The organism is Lacrimispora sp., from assembly GCF_047605665.1.
In the GTDB taxonomy this organism is placed as follows: domain Bacteria; phylum Bacillota; class Clostridia; order Lachnospirales; family Lachnospiraceae; genus Lacrimispora.
The window spans coordinates 1-24,088 of sequence record NZ_JASGFH010000015.1 but is presented as its reverse complement, the minus strand read 5'-3'; the positions used below and the strand labels follow the sequence as shown (position 1 = coordinate 24,088).

At 47.2% G+C, this 24,088-nt stretch carries 21 protein-coding genes and 1 pseudogene; 13 read left to right on the top strand and 9 right to left on the bottom strand.

Annotated elements, in window-relative coordinates; all coding sequences use genetic code 11:
• Positions 1-22: 22 nt before the first annotated feature.
• Together QM657_RS13035 and QM657_RS13030 are read left to right on the top strand one after the other, a co-directional pair.
• A complete protein-coding gene (locus QM657_RS13035; RefSeq protein WP_415067117.1) occupies positions 23-1,489 on the top strand; it encodes a sensor histidine kinase in 1,467 nt (488 codons plus the stop codon).
• On the top strand, positions 1,467-3,008 hold the full coding sequence (locus QM657_RS13030; RefSeq protein WP_415067115.1) for a response regulator: 1,542 nt from the start codon (positions 1,467-1,469) through the stop codon (positions 3,006-3,008). Before QM657_RS13035 ends, QM657_RS13030 begins: the two co-directional genes overlap by 23 nt.
• 75 nt (positions 3,009-3,083) lie before the next feature.
• Here QM657_RS13030 and pta read toward each other — a convergent pair whose 3' ends face one another.
• Positions 3,084-4,055, bottom strand: coding sequence for a phosphate acetyltransferase (gene pta, locus QM657_RS13025; protein ID WP_415067114.1), 972 nt, complete (start codon positions 4,053-4,055; stop codon positions 3,084-3,086).
• Positions 4,056-4,677: 622 nt separating this feature from the next.
• Here pta and QM657_RS13020 point away from each other — a divergent pair.
• Genes QM657_RS13020 through atpC form a run of 8 tightly spaced genes read left to right on the top strand, consistent with a single transcriptional unit; the run spans position 4,678 to position 10,873 of the window.
• Positions 4,678-5,340 carry a F0F1 ATP synthase subunit A gene (locus QM657_RS13020; protein ID WP_415067229.1) on the top strand — a complete coding sequence of 221 codons (663 nt, stop codon included), beginning with the start codon at positions 4,678-4,680 and terminating at the stop codon, positions 5,338-5,340.
• Positions 5,341-5,364: 24 nt separating this feature from the next.
• A complete protein-coding gene (atpE, locus tag QM657_RS13015) occupies positions 5,365-5,589 on the top strand; it encodes an ATP synthase F0 subunit C (RefSeq protein ID WP_333647074.1) in 225 nt (74 codons plus the stop codon).
• Between the two features lie 51 nt (positions 5,590-5,640).
• Positions 5,641-6,141 (top strand): F0F1 ATP synthase subunit B, encoded by a 501-nt coding sequence (atpF, locus tag QM657_RS13010; RefSeq protein WP_415067113.1) that lies wholly within the window; start codon positions 5,641-5,643, stop codon positions 6,139-6,141.
• Complete coding sequence (gene atpH, locus QM657_RS13005; RefSeq protein ID WP_415067112.1) at positions 6,122-6,625, top strand: ATP synthase F1 subunit delta; 504 nt, start codon at positions 6,122-6,124, stop codon at positions 6,623-6,625. The genes atpF and atpH overlap by 20 nt, the downstream gene beginning before the upstream one ends.
• A gap of 5 nt (positions 6,626-6,630) precedes the next feature.
• Complete coding sequence (atpA, locus tag QM657_RS13000; RefSeq protein WP_415067111.1) at positions 6,631-8,139, top strand: F0F1 ATP synthase subunit alpha; 1,509 nt, start codon at positions 6,631-6,633, stop codon at positions 8,137-8,139.
• A gap of 3 nt (positions 8,140-8,142) precedes the next feature.
• Complete coding sequence (atpG, locus tag QM657_RS12995; RefSeq protein WP_415067110.1) at positions 8,143-9,039, top strand: ATP synthase F1 subunit gamma; 897 nt, start codon at positions 8,143-8,145, stop codon at positions 9,037-9,039.
• Between the two features lie 6 nt (positions 9,040-9,045).
• The gene (gene atpD / locus QM657_RS12990) at positions 9,046-10,440 is read left to right on the top strand and encodes a F0F1 ATP synthase subunit beta (protein ID WP_415067108.1); all 1,395 of its coding nucleotides are present in this window, start codon (positions 9,046-9,048) and stop codon (positions 10,438-10,440) included.
• A gap of 16 nt (positions 10,441-10,456) precedes the next feature.
• A complete protein-coding gene (atpC, locus tag QM657_RS12985) occupies positions 10,457-10,873 on the top strand; it encodes an ATP synthase F1 subunit epsilon (protein ID WP_415067107.1) in 417 nt (138 codons plus the stop codon).
• 197 nt (positions 10,874-11,070) lie between these two features.
• Here the strand turns inward: atpC and QM657_RS12980 are convergent, their stop codons facing one another.
• From QM657_RS12980 to QM657_RS12965, 4 genes are all read right to left on the bottom strand, one after another.
• Positions 11,071-11,931, bottom strand: a complete 861-nt coding sequence (locus tag QM657_RS12980; protein ID WP_415067106.1) for a hypothetical protein — start codon at positions 11,929-11,931, stop codon at positions 11,071-11,073.
• Positions 11,932-11,948: 17 nt separating this feature from the next.
• Positions 11,949-12,656 (bottom strand): ABC transporter ATP-binding protein, encoded by a 708-nt coding sequence (locus QM657_RS12975; RefSeq protein ID WP_415067104.1) that lies wholly within the window; start codon positions 12,654-12,656, stop codon positions 11,949-11,951.
• Positions 12,653-13,027 (bottom strand): GntR family transcriptional regulator, encoded by a 375-nt coding sequence (locus QM657_RS12970; protein WP_415067102.1) that lies wholly within the window; start codon positions 13,025-13,027, stop codon positions 12,653-12,655. Before QM657_RS12970 ends, QM657_RS12975 begins: the two co-directional genes overlap by 4 nt.
• A gap of 189 nt (positions 13,028-13,216) precedes the next feature.
• Positions 13,217-14,023: a ZIP family metal transporter gene (locus QM657_RS12965; RefSeq protein WP_415067101.1), complete on the bottom strand. Its 807-nt coding sequence runs from the start codon at positions 14,021-14,023 to the stop codon at positions 13,217-13,219.
• Positions 14,024-14,195: 172 nt separating this feature from the next.
• Here QM657_RS12965 and QM657_RS12960 point away from each other — a divergent pair, with 172 nt between their 5' ends.
• Positions 14,196-15,719 carry a peptidoglycan-binding protein gene (locus tag QM657_RS12960; RefSeq protein WP_415067228.1) on the top strand — a complete coding sequence of 508 codons (1,524 nt, stop codon included), beginning with the start codon at positions 14,196-14,198 and terminating at the stop codon, positions 15,717-15,719.
• Between the two features lie 15 nt (positions 15,720-15,734).
• Positions 15,735-17,096: an MATE family efflux transporter gene (locus QM657_RS12955; RefSeq protein WP_415067099.1), complete on the top strand. Its 1,362-nt coding sequence runs from the start codon at positions 15,735-15,737 to the stop codon at positions 17,094-17,096.
• Here the strand turns inward: QM657_RS12955 and QM657_RS12950 are convergent.
• A complete protein-coding gene (locus tag QM657_RS12950; protein WP_415067097.1) occupies positions 17,086-19,353 on the bottom strand; it encodes a sensor histidine kinase in 2,268 nt (755 codons plus the stop codon). The genes QM657_RS12955 and QM657_RS12950 overlap by 11 nt on opposite strands.
• An 8-nt stretch (positions 19,354-19,361) precedes the next feature.
• Positions 19,362-20,057 (bottom strand): response regulator transcription factor, encoded by a 696-nt coding sequence (locus QM657_RS12945; RefSeq protein WP_415067096.1) that lies wholly within the window; start codon positions 20,055-20,057, stop codon positions 19,362-19,364.
• Positions 20,058-20,197: 140 nt separating this feature from the next.
• Here QM657_RS12945 and QM657_RS12940 point away from each other — a divergent pair.
• Positions 20,198-20,914 (top strand): annotated as a pseudogene (locus tag QM657_RS12940) (LysM peptidoglycan-binding domain-containing protein); the annotation flags it as partial.
• A gap of 51 nt (positions 20,915-20,965) precedes the next feature.
• Here QM657_RS12940 and QM657_RS12935 read toward each other — a convergent pair.
• Both QM657_RS12935 and QM657_RS12930 read right to left on the bottom strand, forming a co-directional pair.
• Positions 20,966-22,549 (bottom strand): recombinase family protein, encoded by a 1,584-nt coding sequence (locus tag QM657_RS12935; protein ID WP_415067094.1) that lies wholly within the window; start codon positions 22,547-22,549, stop codon positions 20,966-20,968.
• Positions 22,550-22,819: 270 nt separating this feature from the next.
• Positions 22,820-23,971 (bottom strand): tyrosine-type recombinase/integrase, encoded by a 1,152-nt coding sequence (locus tag QM657_RS12930; protein WP_415067093.1) that lies wholly within the window; start codon positions 23,969-23,971, stop codon positions 22,820-22,822.
• Between the last annotated feature and the right edge of the window lie 117 nt (positions 23,972-24,088).

Below are 24,088 nucleotides of genomic sequence, written 5' to 3'. Positions count from 1 at the left end.
CGGATCAGAGGAGAAGGGAAGAATGAAGCAGACTACGATTAAGCAAAGGCTTTTGACATACTATATGATGCTGCTCCTTCTCTTCATCTGCATTGCAGTATATGTGAATGTGGGCACTGGAAAAACGGTGGGAGTCTACAATGATTTCACCAATCAATACAGTGAGCTCAACGACTTTTACAAGGATATGAAGACGGCAAACGGTTATGCCATGCAGTACCTGTATTATTCTGATGAAACTAATCTGAATCTTTACCGGGAAACTCTGGATGTGTGCTACAATCATCTGGCATTTCTCAAGGAAACTGCACAGAATGAAAAACTTATTTGGAAATATTCAAGACTTCAGAATATGGTGGATACCTATTCTGAAGTCTTTGAAGAAATCGGAATAGAGGGACAGAATTTTCAGGAGAAATACGGATTTTTCAGCAGGATCAGTGAGAATATACAAAATACTTATATTGAATACTCCACCCTCATATCTGACGAGATGAATGCCCAAAAAGAGGAAATGCAGAGGAGGCAGAAGGAACAGGTAATCATGACGGCCAGCTTTATCACTATCATGGTAATCAGCACCCTGTTTTTTGCTTATTTTGCAGCTAAGAATATTACTGCGCCCATAGGAAAAGTCGTTTCCGGTATCAGCGATATAAAAAAAGGAGAATATAAGCCGGAGCTGCCGGGAAAGGTCAGGACTGTGGAAATTTCCATTCTCAGTGAGGCAGTGCGGGAAATGGCGGAGGCAGTACAGAATAACATTCTCCATGTAAAGGAAAAATCACAGCTGGCAACTCAGCTGCTGGAAAAGGAAAATGAAAATCTGAAAGTGAAGGAGTTGCTGATTGGAACGGAATTAAAGGTTCTTCAGGGGCAGATGAACCCTCACTTTTTATTTAATACATTGAGCCTTATATCGAAAATGGCCTATTTAGAAGGGGCGCAAAAGACCTCTGAGCTGATGGAAACTACCTCTGATCTGCTGAGATACAGCCTGGATAAGTCTAACAGTGTTTCTGACCTGTATGGTGAGATAGACAGCGTCCGAAATTATATTGAGATTCAGGAGGTGAGGTTTGGTCATAGAATCAAGTTTGAATTGAGAGCAGAGAAAAATCTTCCCAAGGTCATTATGCCGGGTATGATCATACAGCCATTGATTGAAAATGCAGTGATACACGGTGTTCAGAATATGATAGAAGGCGCCTGTGTCCTCATTTCAATAAAAAGGACTGGGGACACGGTCAATATTCTGGTAGAGGACAATGGAATTGGAATGGACAGTTCCCGGCTTGAGGCGGTCCAGTACGGCGTGGAGGAAAAGAGCATTGGAATCAACAATGTGAGAAAGAGGCTGGAGCTGTTTTTTGGAATAAAGGGGATGATGAGGATTGAAAGCGCTGTGCAATGCGGTACAGCAATCGCAATCCAACTGCCGGTCACCGGAGAAAGTGAGGGAGATTATGAGCAGCTTGATGATCGTTGAAGACGAGCCCATAGAAAGAACCGGATTAAAACTGATGATCCAGGCCAATTGCCCTCAGATTTCAAGGATTGAAGAAGCCGAAAACGGGTTTCAGGCCCTGGAGCTCTTTCAAAAATCCATTCCGGATATCGTTATGGTGGATATCAACATGCCGGGAATAAACGGCCTGGACACCATAAAGGAGATGAAAAAGTTAAGCAGCCGCACCCGGTACATTATCTTGTCTTCTTATAACCAGTTTGAATACGCCCAGAGCGCGCTTTTGTTAGGGGCAGAGCAATTTCTTCTTAAACCTGCTAAAATATCAGAGCTGAAAAATGCCATTGATAACATTATACAAAAGATCAATGCAGAACAGGAAACAGAACTGAAAAAGTCCAGATTGCTGACAAGTGTGGAAGAAATCAGGCCTATTGTGGAACTGGACTGTATTTATGGCCTCATTTCAGGTAAGTCCAGGGAAGAGGTCCAAAAGCTGACTGCTTTTTTAGGGCTTGATGTGGATACAGGCTTCTGTTTTGTATGCAGTTACAGGCAGAATCCAAGATATCTGCTGTGGAAAGTGAAAAATGCATTGCAGGAGGTTGGGCTTAACTGTATTGGCGATCTCTTTCACAAGGAATTGGTGTTTTTTGTCCTGGGTAAGAACCGGATGGAAATGAGGAAGATGGCTGAGGTCGGGAAATTCGTCAGAATGCTTTTGGATGAACTGGGACGTCAGGAATGCCGCATCGGAATTGGCACCATTTATGAGATCGGAAGTGATTTAAGGGAATCTTATAAAGAGGCGTTGATTGCGGTGAAGATATGTGATGAGGGTTCCTATTCTGTATACAATAATAAGAGCAATACGGAGGCTGACAGTGGGGGCAATTACGATGAGGTAATTGCAAAGATCATTAATGAGATCAAGTCAGTTGATGAGGAGGCGGCCTTAAGCTGTACCAGTGAAGTCCTGCGCGCTGTGATGACAAATACCTACTCCTTTAAGCAGTTAAAAGAAAATATATACCAGTTCATGATTTTATGCATGAAGGAAATTCAGAGATACTACCCCAGACTGGAATCTGCGGATTACTCCAAAATAATTCTGGATGAGGTGATGGCCCTTGAGGACCATATGGCAGTGGAAACTTATATTAAGATCCACCTTAAGGCTGTAATGGAGGAGACCGGAGACTATAATAAAGAGAAATCCTATCAGGCTGTGGACCGGGCTTTTGATTATATTGACAGGAATTATAAAAGCAATATTATGCTGGAACACGTGGCCGAAGCCTTAAATATCTCGCCTTTTTATTTGAGCCGGATTTTAAAGAAATATAAGGGAAAAGGTTTTACCGATATTTTATCTGAGAAACGTGTGGAAGAGGCAAAGAAGCTTTTATCAACGGACAAGAGCATAAAAGAAATTACTTTTGAGGTGGGATTTAACAGCCAGAATTATTTTTCCAAGATATTTAAAAAATACGAAAACTGTACGCCTACGGAATACAGGGCAAACAGGAATAAAAGATGAGCCGCCTGCTTCGACTTTCAGAAGTCGCAGCAGACGGCTTGTTCTTTTAATTCACCATCAGGAAATCCGGCAGATTTAGATCAAAGCTGCCGTAATAATTGCCATTTTATAAACTTCTTCCGCATTGCAGCCTCTGGAAAGGTCGTTGATGGGAGCGTTTAATCCCTGCAAAATAGGGCCGAAGGCTTCGAAGTTTCCTAAACGCTGAGCGATCTTATAGCCGATGTTGCCTGCGTTGATGTTCGGGAAAATAAAGGTGTTGGCCTGTCCGGCTACCGGAGAATCAGGAGCTTTTGTCTTAGCTGTTTCAGGAGATATAGCAGCATCAAACTGGAACTCTCCGTCTACTGCAAAATCCAGGTTCATAAGTTTTAAACGGTTAGCAGCATTACGGACCTTATCAACGCTCTCTCCTTTTCCGGAACCGAGAGTGCTGTAGGAAAGCAGAGCTACCTTTGGCTCAATAGAGAAGGTTTTAGCTGTTCTGGCTGTTTCCAGAGTGATCTCAACCAGTTCGTCCTCACTGGGGTCTAAGTTAATGGCACAGTCGCCCATGGCAAGCAGCTCATCGCCGTTTTCAGTGGGGCGGGAGAGAATGAAGCAGCTTGAAACGATCTGGCTGCCTGGTTTTGTTTTAATGAGCTGTAAAGCCGGTCTTACGGTATCAGCAGTAGAATAGGTAGCACCGCCGAGAAGGCCGTCTGCCAGTCCCATTTTAACCAGCATGGTACCGAAATAGTTAGCCTGTTTCAGGGCTGCCAGACAAGCTTCCTTGTCCATCTTTCCTTTTCTTAAATCAATCATTGTTGATGCCATATCGTCCAATCCTTCATACTGTTCCGGATCAATTTTTGTAATTCCGTCGATGGACCAGCCGCAAGCCTTGGCTGCTGCGTCTATTTCTTCAACTTTTCCCAGAAGAATGGGGGCCAGAATGCCATCTTTATGCAGTCTGCTGGCTGCTTCCAGGATTCTTGGATCAGTGCCTTCGGTGAAGACGATTTTTCTTTCCTGCTCTTTCAGTTTGGAAATCATATGCTCAAACATGTTTTTTCCCTCCGTTATTCAGATAGTGTTTATACCATTAAAGTATATACCTAAAGACATATATAAATCAACAGAGTTTTCCGCTTTTTCAGGACTGGTCTTAAAAAAGTACAAAACCCGGAAATGGATTTCCGCTTTTTGTAGAATTTGTTAACATAAGAACGCAGATAAAGGGAGAGAGAGCACCTATTTTTCATTAATTCCTCAATAATTTCCCGTATGTTGGTCAGTAGTTACAAGGGGATGAAGAGGAAGAATGAAAAACTATGTGCAAAGTGCTGAATTATAATATTTTTTTAAATCAAAAAACCTGAAAAAATACCTCTGAAAACGGATGTCCATAGGGATGTGCCTCGTGAAGGGTTAAATATTGAACAGTAATTTCAAAAATATGACCGTATAAATTGTTCCAATTATTCAAACAATTACACTTTTTTGCATGAGGCCGCTATTTTCCCGAAAAGTTGACATTAAAAAAAGATGGACGTATTATAACATTCTGTACAGTACAATTGTATTATTAAGAGTACAATTTGAAAAAGCTGGCATGATATACATAAGGAAAGACCATTTTAATTTAAGAAAGGAAGTGAGCGTTACGGAGGATTTGGCAGAAAAGCTGATGGAAGAACTGAATTGCGAAACGGTGTTTACCATTCCCTTATTCGGCGGCATTCCCATTTCTGAGTCCGTAGTGGTAACATGGATTATCATGGCTGCCCTGACTCTCCTTTCCATCGTCCTGGTAAGAAATTTAAAAGTAGAGAACCCTGGAAAGAAGCAGCTGGCCCTGGAAGCGGCAGTCAGCGGAATGTACGGTTTTTTTGAAGACCTGGTAGGAGAAGAGGGAAAGCGGTATATCCCTTATCTGATCTCAGTGGCAATTTATCTGGCAGTGGCCAATTTGATCGGCCTGGTTGGCTTTAAGCCGCCTACCAAGGATTTGAATGCCACGGCAGCGCTTGCTGTCATGAGCATTGTCCTGATTGAATATGCGGGGTTTCACAAAAAGGGAACAAAGGGCTTTATCAAGAGTTTTGCAGAGCCGGCAGCTATCATAACTCCTATCAACATCCTGGAGTTATTCGTCAAACCGCTTTCTCTGTGCATGCGGTTGTTCGGCAATGTATTGGCTTCCTTTGTTGTGATGGAGCTGTTAAAGCAGTTGGCAGCCCCCCTTGTACCAATTCCGTTTTCCATTTATTTTGATATTTTTGACGGATTGATCCAGGCATATGTATTTGTATTTTTAACCGCTCTTTTCATTAAAGAGTCAGTGGAGTAAACGAAACGTAAATTAAAAGGAGAGATTATTATGTTAATAGCAATCGGAGCAGGAATCGCAGTATTTACAGGAATCGGAGCAGGAATCGGAATCGGTATGGCAACCTCTAAGGCAGTGGACGCCATCGCAAGACAGCCGGAGGCAGAAGGCAAGATCAGCAAGGCATTGCTTCTTGGCTGCGCCCTTGCAGAGGCAACCGCCATCTACGGTTTCGTTATCGCCCTTCTTATCATCTTATTCCTGAAATAATAAGTATCGGGAGTGAAATGAAGGAATCAGAAAGAAAGGCAGGTGGCAGGGATGCTTAGACTGGATATGAATCTGGTATGGAACATCGTAAATCTCATAGTCCTGTATCTTTTGCTGAAGCATTTTCTGCTGAAGCCGGTCCTGGCTGTGATGGATAAACGGCAGGCAATGATTGAGCAGAATATTTCAAATGCCAGAGCATCAGAAGGGCAGGCAGAGGCTCTTAGGAAACAGTATGAGGAAAAGCTGGCCGCTTCCTCAGAGGAAGGCCAGAAACTGGTGGAAGATGCCAGGGCTCAGGCTGGGAAACAGTATGAACGCATCTTAAAGGAGGCCCAGGAAAATTCGGTCCGCCTCATGGAAGATGCCCGGAAGAATGCGCAAGCGGATCAGGAAAGGGCCATGCGGGAAGCAAAGGCCCAGATTGCCGGACTGGTTCTGGCTGCAACAGCCAGGGTGGTAAACCAGGAAGTGAGTGCAAAGACGAATCAGGCCATTTACGACTCATTTTTAGCAGAAGCAGGTGATTCTTATGACGCAGGCAGCCATTAATTACGGACAGGTGCTGTATGAGCTCTCTATCCCGGAAGAGGCGGTAGAAGAGGCGGCCCTGACCCTTAAAACGGTTCCTCAGCTTAAGGAGGCCCTTTGCAGCCCGGTGGTGGGAAAAGACAGCAAGCGCCGGATCATTGACCGGGTATTTCCGGAGGAGATCAGAAACTTTTTAAAGGTTCTGGCAGACCATCAGAGCATGGGGCTGGCAGAGGATATCTTTAAAGCGTGGAGGGCCAGGGGTTTTGAACAGAAAGGGATTTTAGAAGCTTCCCTTTTCTATGTGACAGAGCCGGAAGAAGAGCAGCTTCGGGAAATCAAAGCTATGCTGTGTAAAAAATACGGAAAAAAAGATGTCAGACTCAGCCTGATCCAGGATTTAAGCTTAATCGGCGGATTCATTCTCCGGGTGGGAGATGTGGAAACCGACTGGAGCTTAAAGGGTCGTTTCAGGCAGTTGGAGCAGAAAATCATGCGGAGGTGAAAAACGTGGCTTCCATCAGTTCAGATGAAATTATTTCTATATTAAGAAGTGAAATTGAAGATTATGACACGCATGCCAGGGACCAGGAAGTGGGAACTGTCATCAGCGTCGGCGACGGCATTGCAGCGGTCTATGGAATTGACCATGCGATGTACGGCGAAATCGTTATTTTTGAAAATGGATTAAAGGGAATGGTGCAGGATATCAGAAGAGAAGATATCGGCTGCATTCTGTTCGGACCGGACCGGGAGGTAAGGGAAGGCAGCAAGGTGACGAGGACGAAAAAGCGGGCAGGAATTCCGGTGGGAGAAGGCTTCCTCGGAAGGGTGGTCAATGCTTTGGGAGCCCCTATAGACGGAAAGGGAGATATTATTTCCGACGACTACCGTCCCATTGAAAACGAAGCTCCCGGCATCATTGACCGGAAAAGCGTGTCGGTTCCCATGGAAACGGGAATTCTCGCCATTGACTCCATGTTTCCCATCGGACGGGGACAGAGAGAGCTGATCATCGGAGACAGGCAGACGGGAAAGACTTCCATCGCAGTGGATGCCATATTGAACCAGAAGGGAAAAGATGTGGTCTGCGTTTATGTGGCTGTAGGCCAGAAGGCTTCCACAGTGGCAAAGCTGGTGAACACCTTAAACCACCACGGGGCCATGGATTATACCATTGTTTTATCCTCGACAGCCAGCGAACCGGCTCCCATGCAGTATATTGCGCCTTATTCGGGAACGGCTTTGGCGGAGTATTTCATGCATAAGGGAAAAGACGTGCTCATCGTTTATGATGACTTATCAAAGCATGCGGTGGCTTACCGCGCTCTTTCCCTGCTGTTAGAGCGTTCTCCGGGCCGTGAGGCTTATCCGGGTGACGTATTCTACCTTCATTCCAGACTTTTAGAACGTTCCAGCAGGTTAAAGGATGAACTGGGGGGCGGCTCCTTGACAGCTCTTCCCATCATCGAGACTCAGGCAGGAGATGTTTCGGCTTATATTCCTACCAATGTAATCTCTATTACAGACGGACAGATATTCTTAGAAAGCGATTTGTTCTTCTCCGGTATGAGGCCGGCGGTCAATGTAGGCCTTTCCGTATCCCGTGTGGGCGGAGCAGCCCAGACAAAGGCTATGAAAAAGGCAGCAGGAAGCCTTCGTATCGATCTGGCTCAGTGCCGTGAGATGGAGGTGTTCACCCAGTTCAGCTCTGATCTGGATGCGGCTACCAGAGAGCAGATTTTATACGGAAGAGGCCTTACAGAGCTGTTAAAGCAGCCTTTGTACCATCCTTTAAGTCTGAGAGAACAGGTGATCAGCCTGGTCGCAGCAGGAGGCCGGATGTTTCTGGATGTGGAGGTTTCAAAGATCAAGGAGTTTCAGAGGGAAATGCTGGCTTTCTTTGAAGAGTCCCATCCGGAAATCGGAAAGGAAATTGAAGAGAGCAAGGCCCTGTCTGATGAGCTGAAGCAGAGGATTCTTGAGGCAGTGGCTGAATTTAAAGAGAAGCGGGTGTAGGATATGGCAAATGCGAGAGAAATACAAAGCAGGATGAACAGCATCAAAAGCACCATGAAAATAACCAATGCCATGTATACAATCTCCTCGTCAAAGCTAAAAAAAGCAAGAAAGGCTCTGACGGACACGGAGCCTTATTTCTACGCCCTTCACCGAACCATTGGCCGGATCATCAGGCATACGCCTGATATTGAGGACCCTTATCTGGATACCAGACCGGAAATCAGGAAAGAAGACCGGAAGATCGGATACATTGTGGTAACCGCAGATAAAGGGATGGCAGGGGCTTATAACCACAATATTTTCAAACTGGCCCAGGAGCAGATTGACAGGGGAGGAAAGCCCTTTCTGTTCGTGGTAGGTGATCTGGGACGGCAGTATTTTGCCAAAAAGGGCATCCCCATGGAGCAGAATTTCCGCTATACGGTGCAGAACCCCAACATGAGCCGGGCCAGGATCATTGAGGAAGAGATCGTGGAATACTTCCTGTCGGGAAAGCTTGATGAGGTGCATTTGATCTACACCAGAATGGTCAATGCCATGAAGATGGAAGCTGAAATCATTCAGCTCCTCCCCATTCCCAGACAGCGGATGACTCAGGCCATCCCCATTGACGTGCACTTAGAGGAGATCGCCATGAAGCCCTCTCCCCAGGCTGTTATCAATTCCATTGTGCCCAATTACATCGCAGGATTCATTTACGGAGGTCTGGTGGAATCCTATTCCAGTGAGCAGAACTCCAGAATGATGGCAATGCAGGCTGCTACAAAGAGCGCCCAGGATATGCTTGACGAGCTGGCGATTACCTATAACCGGGTCCGGCAGGCGGCCATCACCCAGGAGATCACCGAGGTGATCAGCGGTGCAAAGGCCCAGAAGAAGAAAAGGAAGAAGGCGTAATCAACTATGAATAAGGGAAAGATCGTTCAGGTCCTGGGACCTGTCGTAGATGTAGAATTTTTAGAAGGCAGTGACCTTCCCCGCTTGAAGGACGCCCTTGAAGTGGATAACGGGGGAAAGCGCTGCGTCATGGAAGTGGCCCAGCACATGGGGAATAACACGGTCCGCTGTATTATGCTGGCCTCCAGTGAAGGCTTATGCAGAGACCTGGAAGTGACTGCTACAGGAGACGGAATCAAGGTGCCCGTAGGAGCCCAGACCCTGGGACGCCTTTTCAATGTCCTTGGGGAGACAATTGACAACGGAGAAAAGCTGGAGGGAGGCCCGGAATGGGTCATACACAGAGAGCCGCCGTCATTTGAGGAACAGAGCCCGGTTGCGGAGATTCTGGAAACGGGAATCAAGGTCATCGACCTTCTGGCTCCTTATGCAAAAGGCGGAAAGATCGGTCTGTTCGGCGGTGCCGGTGTGGGTAAGACGGTTCTCATTCAGGAGCTGATTCACAATATCGCCACGGAGCACGGCGGATACTCTATTTTTACCGGTGTCGGTGAGCGTTCCCGTGAGGGAAATGACTTATGGACTGAAATGGGAGAGTCAGGCGTTATTGAAAAGACGGCTCTGGTGTTCGGCCAGATGAACGAGCCGCCGGGCGCCCGTATGCGGGTTGCTGAAACAGGCCTTACCATGGCGGAGTATTTCCGCGATGAAGAGCATAAAAACGTGCTTCTGTTTATTGATAATATTTTCCGTTTCACCCAGGCCGGTTCTGAGGTTTCCGCCCTTCTTGGACGTATGCCCTCTGCCGTTGGCTATCAGCCTACCCTGGCGACGGAAATGGGAGAGCTGCAGGAGAGAATCACTTCTACGAAGAACGGTTCCGTCACTTCGGTTCAGGCGGTTTACGTGCCTGCCGATGACTTGACTGACCCGGCGCCTGCCACCACCTTTGCCCATCTGGATGCCACTACGGTACTGTCCAGAAAGATCGTGGAGCAGGGTATTTACCCGGCTGTTGACCCCTTAGAGTCCAACTCCCGTATTCTGGAACCGGATGTGGTGGGAGAAGAGCATTATGAGGTGGCCCGCAGGGTCCAGGAAATCCTTCAGAAATATAAAGAGCTTCAGGATATCATCGCCATTCTGGGTATGGAAGAACTGGGTGATGATGACAAGACCACGGTTTACAGGGCCAGAAAGATTCAGAGGTTTTTGTCCCAGCCTTTTACGGTGGCGGAAAACTTTACGGGAGTAAAAGGGAAATACGTTCCTCTTAAAGAGACCATCCGGGGATTTAAGGCCATTGTAGACGGCGATATGGACCAATATCCGGAAACGGCGTTCTTTAATGTGGGAACCATTGACGAGGTCATTGAAAAAGCCGGAAGTTTAGAGGCTTAGGCCGGAGGTGTTGTCTGTGAGTACAAAAACATTTTATCTTCGTGTGATCGCCAGTGACAGGAAATTCTTCAACGGACCCTGCCAGACCCTGATCGTGCCTTTGGAAGACGGGGAAATGGCAATTCTTCCCCATCATGAGGACATGGTAATCGCCCTGTCTCCGGGAGAAATGCGCCTGCTTGATGAAAATGGCCAGTGGATTTACGGTGTGGTGGGAAGAGGCTTTGTCCAACTGGTCAACAACCGTGTGACCATGATCGTGGACACTGCCGAGCGTCCCGATGAAATTGATGAACGCCGGGCCCAGGAGGCCAGAGAAAGGGCAGAGGAGCAGTTGAGGCAGGGGAAGAGCATTCAGGAGCATTCTCATTTTGAAGCGTCCCTGGCAAGGTCTTTGGCGAGACTGCGGGCTAAGGAGAAGTATCACGTTTGATGATACAAACCGTCTGGTATATCGGATTAAAAATGATAAGTTTGAAATTCTGCAGTGCCGGACACATCATCAAAGCATACCATAAGTCCGGGTTTACGATAAAAATATTAAAAGCAGATATTATGACAGTAAAACAGCCAGGAAAGTCAAGTTCTTTCCTGGCTGTTTTTTTATATTGACCGGTCTGATTTTTCAAGTTACTCCAGATTAAGCCTCTTTGACAGAATGCGCTCTGTCCCGAAGAAGAATACCGCCAGTTGAATGGCGCCGAAGACAATAGAAAAGATAAAGGATGTATGAAATATATAAATCATGCTTTCCGCAGTGGCCATGGTATCAATAAGGGTAAAAAATGAATTTGTAACAGGTATGACGGACGCTATAATCACTAAGAAGCCGCTGATAAAGCTGAACGCCATGGATATAGCAATATAAGCCACAACAGACATCATGATCCGGTGACTGCTTGATAAATGGCCTAAGGCCATGGAAAAGTACATGTGATAAAGCTGGCCCATTCCGCTGATGATGACCGCAAGGATCAGCTCCAGTAAAAGCAGGGGCCAGGAGGGGGCTTCGGAAAGCACACGGCCAATGGAATCCCATATATAAGGAGAGGTGATTGCTTCAAAAAAATCAGCGGGACCTACAGAACCCAGTATGAGAATGACAATGGATATGATGGCTGTCAGGCCGCTGGCCAGTGACATCACAAATGCTGCCGTACCCTTTGCAGCGATCAACTGCCACGGTTTTACCGGAAGGGTGAACATTAAGTAGCCTTCATCGCATAAAAGCCCTTTATAAAACCTCTGGATGATGACGATCAGCGTCAGAACGCTTAAGGCAACCATAACGCCGAAGTAGACGAATATGGAAATTCCCTGAATCAGGCCCAGAAGGTTGCTGACAAATCCCAGGTCATCAAGGTAACCGGAGAACAGGGAGCCGAAGCCCACAAATGCATTGAGTATGGACACGGCGATCACCGCCAGGTAAATGGGCACAAGGGTGCGCACAATGGATTTGAATTCGTATTTACAAAGTTTGCCGAACATGTTGTTTCCTCCTTTTCTCAATTGCTGTAGGCAAAGATCTCGCGGAAGAGCTGGTCCACAGACTTGCCTTCCTGTTCGCGGATATTGTCTACGGTATCATGGCGTACAACCTGGCCGTTTTTGAGGAAGATAACTTCGTCCAGAACCCGCTCGATGTCGGAAATCAAATGTGTGGACAGCATGACCGTGCCGTCTTCGTTGTAGTTGGTTAAAATGGTGTTCAATATGAAGTCCCGTGCTGCCGGGTCAACGCCGCCGATGGGTTCGTCAAGGAGATAAAGCTGGGCCTTGCGGCTCATAATAAGAGCTAACTGCACCTTTTCCTTGGTGCCCTTGGACATGGTCTTAAGGCGGTCCTTAGACCCGATCCCCAGGGCCTTAAACATCTCCATGGCCTTTGGGCGGTCAAAGTCTGTATAAAAATCTGCGAAGAAATCGGTCAGATCACTGGCCTTCATCCAGTCGGCAAAGTACATGCGGTCCGGCAGATAGGAAATGATTGACTTCGTCTCCACGCCGGGAGCATTCCCGCCGATCTCCAGGGTGCCGGAGCTGGGCTGTAAAAGTCCGCATAAAAGCTTGATAAATGTGGTTTTTCCGGAGCCGTTGGGTCCTAAAAGGCCTACAATGCGGCCTCTCCCTACGGTCAGGTCAATATGGTTAAGGGCAGGTTTTGCGCCGTAAGTTTTGGTCAGGTTCTGAGCGAGAATGAGTTCCTGATTCATACATATTCCTCCTTTTTGTTCTGCTCTGCAAGCAGTTCGTAAGTCTGATGGTCCGTGTAGCCCAGAGCCCGCATGGAAGCGAGAAATTCTTCCATCCGTGAGTAAGCCAGCTTCTGACGCACGTCATGGATCAGTGATAAGTCTTCCGTCACCATCCGCCCTGCTGTGCGACGGGTTTCCACCAGCCCTCTGGTTTCCAGCTCTGCCAGAGCCCGCTGCATGGTATTGGGGTTAACGCCTGCTTCGGCTGCCAGAGCCCGCACCGTCGGTACGGCTGCGCCGGGAGCATATATTCCGGATACGATGTGCAGCGTGAGCTGCTCTGCAAGCTGTATCCAGATTGGCCGGTCATCGGTCAGTTTCCAGATCATAGTGCTGCCTCCTTTTGTACTATTGTATTAAGTGATTAATACAATGATATAATCTTTCCGATCATTTGTCAACAGATATGAGAAAAAAATTCGCTTTTGCTTTCAGTGTTCCCCTTTTTTAAATAGAAAAAGAGGTTCGGCAGCTATTCACACTGTCAAACCTCCATTTTTCACTCGCTTTATCTCAGCTCATCCAAGAGCCACATCTAAAATCATCATAATCAGAAAACCTGCCATCACTCCTAAGGTTCCCGCATTGGAATGCTCCCCTAAGTGGGCTTCCGGAATCAGTTCCTCCACCACGACGTATATCATGGCTCCGGCGGCAAAGGACAGCAGCCAGGGCATGAGGGGTACGATACTTCCTGCAATAATGACTGTGAGAATGCCAAACACTGGCTCTACCAGGCCGGACAAGCTTCCCCGGAGAAATGCTTTTCCTGTGGAAAGGCCCTCCTGCCTCAAGGGAAGGGAGATGGCGGCTCCTTCCGGGAAGTTCTGTATGCCGATTCCGATTGCCAGGGCAATGGCGGCGGAAAGGCCGGAAGAATCGCCTCCCTGCTGTGCGGCCAGGGCAAAAGCCAGGCCCACTGCCATGCCTTCCGGGATGTTGTGAAGGGTAACTGCCATAACTAAAAGAGTGGTACGCTTCCAGGTGGAAGAGATTCCTTCCGCTTCATTGTTTCTCGTATGGCTCATATCCGGATGGAGATGAGGCAGGAGTGAGTCTAAAATGATGAGAAATGCCACTCCCAGAATAAAACCTCCCGCAGCCGGAATCCAGCCGATCTGTCCCATGGACTCTGCCTCTTCAATCGCCGGGATGAGAAGGGACCAGACGGAAGCCGCGATCATAACTCCTGCGGCAAAGCCCAGAAAGATTTTCTGGATGGACTGGCCTACTTCATTTCGGAAGAAAAATACCAGTGCAGCCCCTAACGTTGTCATAAGAAATGTGAAGCCGGTGCCACCGGCAGCCCATAAAATTGGTGTCATATGAATCCTCCTTTTCGTGTTCCATCTATATTACTTTCATTTCAGGAATTTCTTTTTTTAATATAGCACAATCTTCCAATTAGCACAATGACATAAATTCTCTTTCCTTTTTCGACATAATTGTGATAAAATAGACGTGATTTTACATAGGAAAGGAATCAGTTCAATGGATATTAATATATTATGGAAAAGGCGTTTTGCCCACTCCGCTCTGATGGCGGCAGCGGCCATGGCACTGCTGTCCGGCTGTGAAAAGACGGATCAGGCGGCAGTTTCCGGCCAGGAAGCCACGCCCTCCATTGTCACCATAACAGAAGAAAAAACAGTCCAGCCAGTCCGCATCCTGGATCAGAGCGGAGGGCTCCTGCCGGAAATAGACGATGTCCCTGATTTAAAGGAAAATCCCATTCCTGAGTATTTAAAAAACGGCGTGGAACACCCCATTGTAGCGAGCCTCCAGGAGCGTTTGATGACCCTGGGCTTTATGGATAACGATGAACCGACCCATTACTTTGGAAACGTGACCGAGGCGTCCATCCGGACCTTTCAGCGCCAGAACTGTCTGGCTCAGGACGGAATTGTGGGACCTGAGACCTTGAGCGCCATCATGTCCCCTTCTGCCAAGTACTACGCCGTATCAAAGGGCGTACAGGGTGATGATATTTTAAGAATCCAGACCCGTCTTTATGAGCTGGGATATCTGGCCGCTTCCGGTCAGGTGAACGGGAACTTTGGAGACGAAACCGAAGCGGCTGTCAAAAAGCTTCAGGAGATCAATGGCCTGACCATAGACGGCAAAGTGGGACGCCAGACCACAAACCTGCTCTACAGCGATGAAATAAAGCCCAACTTCCTGGCATACGGGGAGAAAAGCGAGGTGGTCTTATCCTCCCAGAAGCGCCTTAAGGAGCTGGGGTATTTGACTACAGAGCCGGACGGCGCATACGGAGCCGATACGGTGACAGCGGTCAAACAGTTCCAGTCCCGAAATGACCTGGTGGTAGACGGCTATCTGGGGCCTTCCACCAGAATCACCTTAACCAGCGCCCAGGCCCAGCCAAACGGCATGTCTTTGGGAGAACAGGGAGATTCCGTCACCAGGATTCAGCAGCTTTTAAATAAATACGGCTATCTGGCCTCCGCCAATGTGACGGGCTATTACGGCGAAGTGACAGAAAAGGCTGTAAAGAACTTCCAGGCGGCAAACGGGCTTTCAGCAGATGGCTCCGTAGGCCAGCAGACCATGGGAAAGCTTACGGGAAGCGGTGTTAAGTCTGCGGGCTCCTCCGGTTCTTCCGGCGGTTCAGAAAAAGGTGGAACCGTCAAGGGCGGCTCCGGAGTCAGCGGCCTCTTAGCCATAGCCAGAACCAAGATCGGAAGTCCCTATGTGTGGGGGGCAAAGGGCTCCGGTTCCTTTGACTGCTCCGGCTTTGTGTACTGGTCCTTAAACCAGGCAGGAGTGAGACAGAGCTACTTGACTTCTTCCGGCTGGAGAAATGTCGGGAAATATACGAAGATCACCAGCTTTGGAAGCTTAAAAGCAGGCGATATCATTGTGGTCAGCGGCCATGTGGGAATCGTATCAGGAGGAGGAACCGTCATCGATGCTTCCTCCAGCCACGGACGGGTGGTTGAGCGTTCCTTAAGCTCCTGGTGGAGAAACAATTTTATCTGCGGCTGGCGTATATTCGGATAAGAACGGTTAAGAATAATGGGTATGAAAATGCAGAAAAAAACAATCAATATGATAACAGACCCTCCGGGAAGGGCCCTTCTCCTCTTTGCCCTTCCCATGATCCTTGGGAATCTGTTCCAGCAATTTTATAATATTATAGACTCAGTGGTGGTGGGACGTTTTGTGGGCGAGGAGGCTTTGGCCTCTGTAGGGGCCTCTTACTCCATCACCAATGTTTTTATTGCCATTGCAGTAGGAGGAGGCATTGGAAGCGCCGTCGTTGTTTCCCAGTTTCTGGGGGCAGGGCAGATGGGAAACATGAAGACCGCCATATCCACCACTCTCATCAACTTTCTGGCTGTGGGAGTGGTGCTGGGCGGTCTTGGGCTTCTTTTTAATACGCATATTTTAAGGTGGATGAACACTCCTGAAAATGTCCTTCATGATGCAGCCATGTATCTGGGCATCTACTTTGCGGGCCTGCCTTTTTTGTTTCTCTACAATGTGCAGGCGTCGGTCTTTCAGGCCATGGGAGATTCCAGAACACCTTTGTATCTGCTGATTTTTTCCTCGGCTTTAAACGTGGTTTTGGACCTGGTTTTTGTGATCCGTTTTTTCATGGGCGTTCCGGGAGTTGCCATCGCCACCCTCATTGCCCAGGGTCTGTCCGCCGTGCTTTCTTTTACGGTCTTAAGAAAACGCTTAAAATCCTATGAAGGGGCAGAACCCTTCCGGTTTTATGACTGGAATGCCACCCTGCAAATGATGCGTGTTGCCATCCCCTCCACCCTCCAGCAGTCCATCGTCCATGTGGGAATGCTTTTGGTTCAGTCCGTGGTCAATGTGTTCGGTTCTGCGGTCATGGCCGGATTTGCAGCGGGGACCCGCATTGAGTCCACCTGCATTGTGCCCATGCTGGCCTTAGGAAGCGCCATGTCCACCTATACGGCTCAGAATATGGGAGCAGGGAAAACGGACCGGGTGAGAAAGGGCTACCGGTACTGCTATGCCATCATAGGCGTCTTTGCAGTGGTGATCTGCCTGCTCATGATTCTCTGGGGCGATGTTCTGGTCCGCAGCTTCTTAAAGGGAGGAAGCGGGGAGGCGGCCTTTAAAACGGGGATGGATTATATCCGGTTTATCTCATTTTTCTATGCTTTTATCGGGCTTAAGTCGGTGACGGACGGGCTTTTAAGGGGAGCAGGAGATGTTGCGGTGTTTACGGCTGCCAATCTCGTCAATCTGGCCATCCGTGTGTCCTTTGCAGCATTTCTTGCTCCTGTTATAGGTGTCCGGGCCGTCTGGTTTGCGGTTCCCATCGGATGGCTGGCCAATTATCTCATTTCATTTTTCCGGTATCTTACGGGGAAATGGGAGAGGATACGGCTCATTTCTTAATAGGAAAGGCTACCTCTGCCTTAAATAAGTCCCCGTCAATATAAAGATGAAAGGTTCCATCCTGAAGCTCTGTCAGGCTCTTTGCAATGGAAATTCCCAGGCCGCTTCCTTCGGTGGTCCGGGCAACATCGCCGCGGACGAAACGTTCCGTCAGTTCGTCCGCCCGTATGTTTAAAGGATTTTCAGAAATATTCTTCATGGTGAAAACCGCCATGTCTTCTTCTCTCTTCATATCCACGTATACCCGGCTTCGTTCCATGGCGTATTTGAACGCATTGTTATAGAGGTTTTCAAGGACTCTCCATAAATATCTTCCGTCTGCATCAATCAGCATGGATTCATCGGGAAGAGAGGACACCAGCTCTAAGTGGCGGAGGGCGAACTTCTCTTCAAACTCTCCGTTGGTCTGATGAATCAGCTCCACAAAGTCAATGCTGGTCATTTCCAGTTTTAAGTTGCCGGAGCTGGCTTTGGAGGCTTCTACCAGGTCTTCGGTCAGGGTCTTTAACCTCTGGGTTTTCTGCTCCAGAACCTCTAAATATCCCTGAATCCTGGGTTCCTGAATATGCTCCCGCTTGATCAGGTCCACATAGTTGATGATGGATGTGAGAGGGGTTTTGATATCGTGGGATACATTGGTGATGAGGTCCGCCTTTAACCGTTCGCTCCGCACCTTTTCCTGAAGGGCTGTTTCCAGTCCGGAGCTGATGTGGTTGATATTTTCTGCCAGTTCCCGTTCTTTTCCGTTAAATTTACCCGTATCAATTTTATAAGAGGTCTGCCCCTGGGAAATGTTCAGCAGGGCTTCGTTGATCTGGTCTGTTTCCCAGGCATTCTTATACATCTGATGAAAAATCAGCAGATTCAGGGAAAGAAACACCAGGGCTATGGCGCCCATGAGGAATCGGGAGGCCAGATTGTCATAGGTGAAGAAAAGGAAGGAAAATGCCAGGATCATAACCGTATTAAAGATCATGAACATGCTGTAAAAAAGTGTGATCCGGGCGGTAAAGCGCCGGTCCTTCACATAGAGAGATATATTTTTAAGGATTTTAAAGGTCAGGCTGCCGTTCCAGAGAGTGCCTGACTGATATCTCTTTAAAAGGCTTAAAGCCCCGATCAGGCTTAAGGTGTAATAAATCAGAACCTTCAGCACCAGTTCCCCGTAGCGCCACTGCTCATCAGAGAGAAACAGGTGGATGATTTTATAGGCCAGGAACCGGGAGATAAGTAAGGCGAGGGCGGCTGCGGCCAGAAGGAGAAGGAGAAAACCTTCCCAGGGGAGCCGGTCCATGGAGCCGAGCTGGCCTGGGCCCTGGCTGCGGACCTGCTGGCTGGTCAGGCTCACCAAAAGATATAAGGTTGCCATACAGCCTAATATTCCCAGACACAGGCTGATGATCCCGATGATGAACAGCAGGCGCATGTGCTCATAGTTGGCTGCAGACAGGGTGTAGGCATCTGTGTAAGGATAGGTGGTGTCCACTGCGGCGATCATATGGTAGTTGCTGTTATCGTAGGGGTTCCTGTTTTCCAGTTGGGAAGAAATATTTTTAGGGACAATGGCTAAGTTGGAATCCACGTAAAGAGCTTCCCCGGTGACATAAATATATTTTCCCATGGCCTTGAAATCACCTAAGGTTTTCCCGGATACATTGCTGTAAAGCTTAAAATCCTGATCTGTGTTCTGATAGCGGACTTCAAATTTCAAGTTGCTGGGATTTTGGATAAAACGGTAGTAAAAGGAGTAGTAATTGCCCAGGTGGGAAAGGACCTCATAGGAGAGCTGGTCTAAGGAGAGAAAGGAATCGCCGGGCTCTGTAGCCTGAAAGTCCGGCTCATAGGCCCTGTAATCCACTCTTACGCCCAGGTTTTCATCTCCGGAGGCAGGACGGCTGCCGCTCACCTTAAACTGTTCATTGAGGTAAAGGCCAAGGGACTTGGCGCGGCGGATCATTTCATCCACCGTATACTGCCTGACTACTCCGGGGCCTTCCGTGACCTGGACGATTGGTTTTGTGTAGTCCAGCTTTCCGTTGGTTTCAAACACTTCCTTATATTTTACATAGTTAAAAATCTCATCAATGTCCGATTTAAACTGCCGGGTAAAGGCAGGGGTGTCTTCGTAGGTCTCCTGGGTGATCCAGCGGATGCCTTCTCCGTAATGTGCATTGTTGTACATGATGGTGACACCGATGACAATAAAAAGGGAGAAGAGCACATGCAGGAAAACCGCCGCTTCTTTTTTCTTTTTCATGGGCGCTCCTATTGTTTTTCTATCTTATAACCCACTCCCCACACCACTTTTAAATAGCGGGGCTCTCTGGGGTTTATCTCAATTTTTTCCCTGATGTGGCGGATGTGGACGGCCACGGTGTTGTCCGCTCCAATGGCTTCCTCGTTCCAGATCTGCTCATATATTTCATCGATGGAAAATACCTTTCCGGCGTTTTTCACCAGAAGCAGAAGGATGTTGTATTCAATGGGCGTCAGCTTGATCAGCTCTCCGTCCACATAAACCTCTTTATTGTCGTCATTAATAGCCAGGCCTCCGCATTTGTAAATCTGCCCGGAAGGCTGCTGGTTCATATTGCCAAGCTGGGTGTAGCGGCGAAGCTGGGATTTTACTCTGGCTACCAGCTCCAAGGGGTTAAAGGGCTTGGTGATGTAGTCGTCTGCCCCGATATTTAAGCCCAGAATTTTATCCGTATCCTCGGACTTGGCGGAAAGGATGATGATGGGGATGCTGCTAGTTTCCCGAACCTTTAAAGTGGTGCGGATGCCGTCAAGACCGGGCATCATCACATCCAGGATCATCAAGTCCACTTCGTTGTCCTCTAAAAGCTCCAGAGCCTCAAAGCCGTCGTAAGCCTTAATGACATGAAACCCTTCGCCTGTTAAATATATATCAATCGCTTCTACAATTTGTTTGTCATCGTCACATACTAAAATATTCTGCATACCAAAACCTCCTTTTTCAACATTATACAACGAAGGCAGCTAAAAAGCATATTACTTTTTTATGAAGAAACAAAAAGGTACTTGAATATTTCCCGTTTTTTCCACATATGTTTTACCAATTCCGGAAAAAGGATGCTGCTATGAAAATTTATGTGGTAAAGCAGGGGGATGATGTGGATTCCATTGCCCGGTCTCAGGGAATTCCTGTGGGAACGCTGGTTTTTGACAATCAAATTGCACCTCCGTACCGCCTGGCAATTGGTCAGGCCCTCTATATTGATGATGGAACTTCTGCAGAAGACAGAACGCCTCTTTATGTATTCGGCTATGCTTACCCCTTTATAACTTCAGAAAATCTCAACAATACCCTGCCATTTCTGACGGGGCTTTATGTTTTTTCCTACGGATTCACCCAGGAGGGAGAGCTGGTCCCCCCTGAAAGTCCGCCGGAATGGATGGTACAGCGGATTAAGGAGTTTGGGGTCAGGCCCGTTTTGACGCTGACGCCTTTAGGGCCTGACGGACATTTTAACAACAACCTGGTTACAACGGTAGTTCATAATATGGAAGTTCAGCAGCGGCTTATCTGGAACCTGGGCATTGAAATGGCGGATAAGGGATATGGGGGGCTGGACATTGACTTTGAATATATTATGGCAGAAGACCGGCTGGCTTATGCTGAATTTGTGAGGCGGACCACGGAAGTGATGAACCCGTTTGGTTATCAGGTTTCCGTGGCCCTGGCTCCTAAGACTTCATCTACACAGGCGGGGCTTTTGTATGAGGGGATTGATTATGGGCTGCTGGGGGCGGCGGCTAATCGGGTTTTGCTTATGGCTTATGAGTGGGGGTATACATAAGCGCCGATAAGATATAGGTAATTATTGACTCTGTAAAAACCCAGTGTTTCAGCGGTTTTCCGGGAGCCTTGGGAAAAACTGTAATGTGAAGTTCGCCGTATTTCCGGCGCCTTTTTTATTTCTTTCTGTCTTTAAGTAGTCTATGTGATCTAATACATTTCTCAGCATGGTGTTTCGCACCATGATATCATTCACTTCCCAGTATACGTCAACCAGGTGCTTGATGGTAGGTATAAATTCCCGTTTAGCAAGTTCTCTGGCAGCGGTGCGGTTACGCTCTGATTTGATGTGTTCCAGTTCTTTGAGGAGGTCGGTTTTTTGGGCTTCAAGGGTTTTATGGCGTTCCTGAAAGGTATCGAGGGAATATATGCCCTGCTCCAGCAGATCAAAGGCTTTGTTTAGCTGCTTTATTGTCTGTTCATATTTTTCCTCAAGGTTATGAATGACGCTTTCTAATACGGCCAGCGCTGTTTCCCCTTCTTCTCTTTCTTCCTCCGGCCAGTCTAAATCGTGGTCTGGTATCCATTCTTTCAGGCCTTCAATGACTCGCTCCTCGATCAGGGAGAGTGGGGAGGAAATGTTGTTGCACTTGCTGTTTGGACAGCGCAGGACGGCGTATCGGAGCCTGGTGTTACTGGGTTGACGGATCATTAAGGTGCCGCATTTAGAACAGTACACCAGTCCGGAAAGGGGGTTCTGTAAGGAGGTGTTTGTGTTGATGGGAAGAGGCTTGCCGGCTCTGATTTTTTGTACCAGGTTGTATGTTTCCTCCGGTATAATTGCCTGGAAGCGTCCCCGGACCTTTTCGCAATCCGCATCCTTTGGCCGGGTTTCAATGATCTGACCGTTTACCATTTGTTTGTGTACCTTACGCCATTGCCAGCGCTGGTATCCGCAATATGTTGGGTTGCTTAGGATGTCAATGATGGAGGATGCGGACCAGGGCTTTCCATTTCGTGAGGGTACGTTTAAATCATTTAACCGGTCCCGGATCTGGTAGGAGCCGAAGGGTGTATAAGTGCCGTCTTCCTGCGGTTCGCCGGTGGTGTAGAGTTCGTAAATATATTCTATTATCTTTGCTTCTTCCGGAACAATATCAAGGGTATAGCCTTTGTCTCCTTTGTGCTTCACTCTTTCATACCCATAGGGGGCTGTCCCGGCTATGTACCAGCCGTCACGGAATGCGGCAATACGGCCTCTTTGGATTCTACGATTGATAGTTTTATATTCCCGGCGGGACATGAAGAGATTGAATTCAAAGTATTCTTCGTCAAACTCATCGGAGGGATCGTAAGTTTTTAGGGGAGTGATGATCTTGGTGTTGCTGAATTTGAAAGCCTCAGCTACGGTTCCCTGGTCTTTGGTATCACCTCTGGCCAGACGTTCTACCTCCATAACAAGGACGCCCTCCCACATGCCCTGCATGACCTCTAATAGTACTTGCTGCATCTTTGGGCGTGATGATATGGTTTCCCCGGATACCAGTTCTTTATATGTGGCGCCGATCTCAAGCCCCATTTTGATGGAGAGTTCGGTTAGTAATTGCTCATGGCGGGCGAGGGTTTCACCTTCGCCGCGGGCTTCGGCCTCTTTATCGGCCCGACTCTTTCGGAGGTACATAAGGTATGACATGGGCGTCTCCTTTCTTGATCTGTTTTAGTTTATGGGGATAATGGGGGCATAATTCTGATTTTGGGTATAAAAAATACGCCCCTTGCCAGTACGGTTCTTAAATCTCAAAAATGCCTTAAAATATAAGGCTTTCGCCGTATTTCTTCTATATAAATATACCCACCTTATACCCACCCACTTGTAAATAAGAACCGTGACCCTTTGGCCACGGCTTGACTTATTATTCTAATCTTTAGTATATTATACCAAACATACGTTCTGGTGTCAAAGCTATATCTTAATTGTGTTTTCCATTTTCATGATAGAGCTTTTCTTCTTATCAACCAATACGTGAGTGTATAGGTCGGCTGTCATATTAATGCTGGAATGTCCTAAAAGCTCTTGCATAACCTTTAATTCCACACCGCTTTCTAAACCTCTGGTAGCAAATGTATGGCGTAAAGCGTGAGGGGATATACCGTCCATACCTAACTCTTTTTTCAGGCGGTCAAGCTGTGATACTGCATAATCATATGACATCATTCCACCCCATTTATGGCAGAACACAAAGTCAGAATCTTTATATTTCTTTCCATATCGAATTTTATTTTCCGCTTGTCGTTGTTTTAGTATTTCAAAAAGGGTATTGACTGCAGGAAGTAAAGGAATTACCCTATTACTTGATTTTGTCTTAGGTGGACCTACTGACCAGGTCAATTTAGTGTCTGGGTCGTCGACATCAAACACCTTAATTTGTGTTTTGTTTACCGTTACAATACCTGCTTCAAAATCGACATCACTCCATTGTAAAGCAAGCAATTCACCTATTCTCATTCCGGTGGCTAGAGCCATTATAAAGACTTCACAGCCTTTCATTTGGCTTGCAGCCTTAATGAAGTCATCCTGCTCTGCAGGAGTTAATATCCGTTTTTCCTTAGCTTTCTTATCGGGAATTTTACATTCTGTTGCTACGTTTTCCTTTAGCATTTTATTTTTAACCGCTTGTTGCAATGAAGCACGAATCACATACCTACACTTTTCTACTCCGCTATATTCAATGACTTGTATTTCATCATTGATGTATTTCTGTATGATGCTCGGCTTCAAATCCTTGATTTTATAATGTCCTAAGCCTTTTATTACTCGTTTTGAATATCGTCTATATATGTTATAGGTTCTTTGCTCAATATAATTCTTTTTATATTCAAGAAGCCATACATCAAGCCACCGTTCAAAGGTCATGTCTGATGATTCTACATATTCGTCATTATTAATATCGTTCAGAGCGGCAGTAAGTTTTTCCTGTACTTCCTTCCTGGTCTTTCCGTAAAAAGCCTTTCTTTTACGTTTGCCTTGGCCATCATACCCTAAGCTAACTCTAGCCCACCATGTACCGTCTGGACGCTTTGAAATGGTTCCCTCGCCTTGTCCTCTCTTTGCCATTGTAAAAATCCTCCTACTTGATTTTAGATGGCTTCCAGGCTATAATAAGTTTGCGAGACGTTTTATAGTCTGGAAAGCCTTTGATTTACCTATTTGGGTGATTGAGGGCTTTTCTCT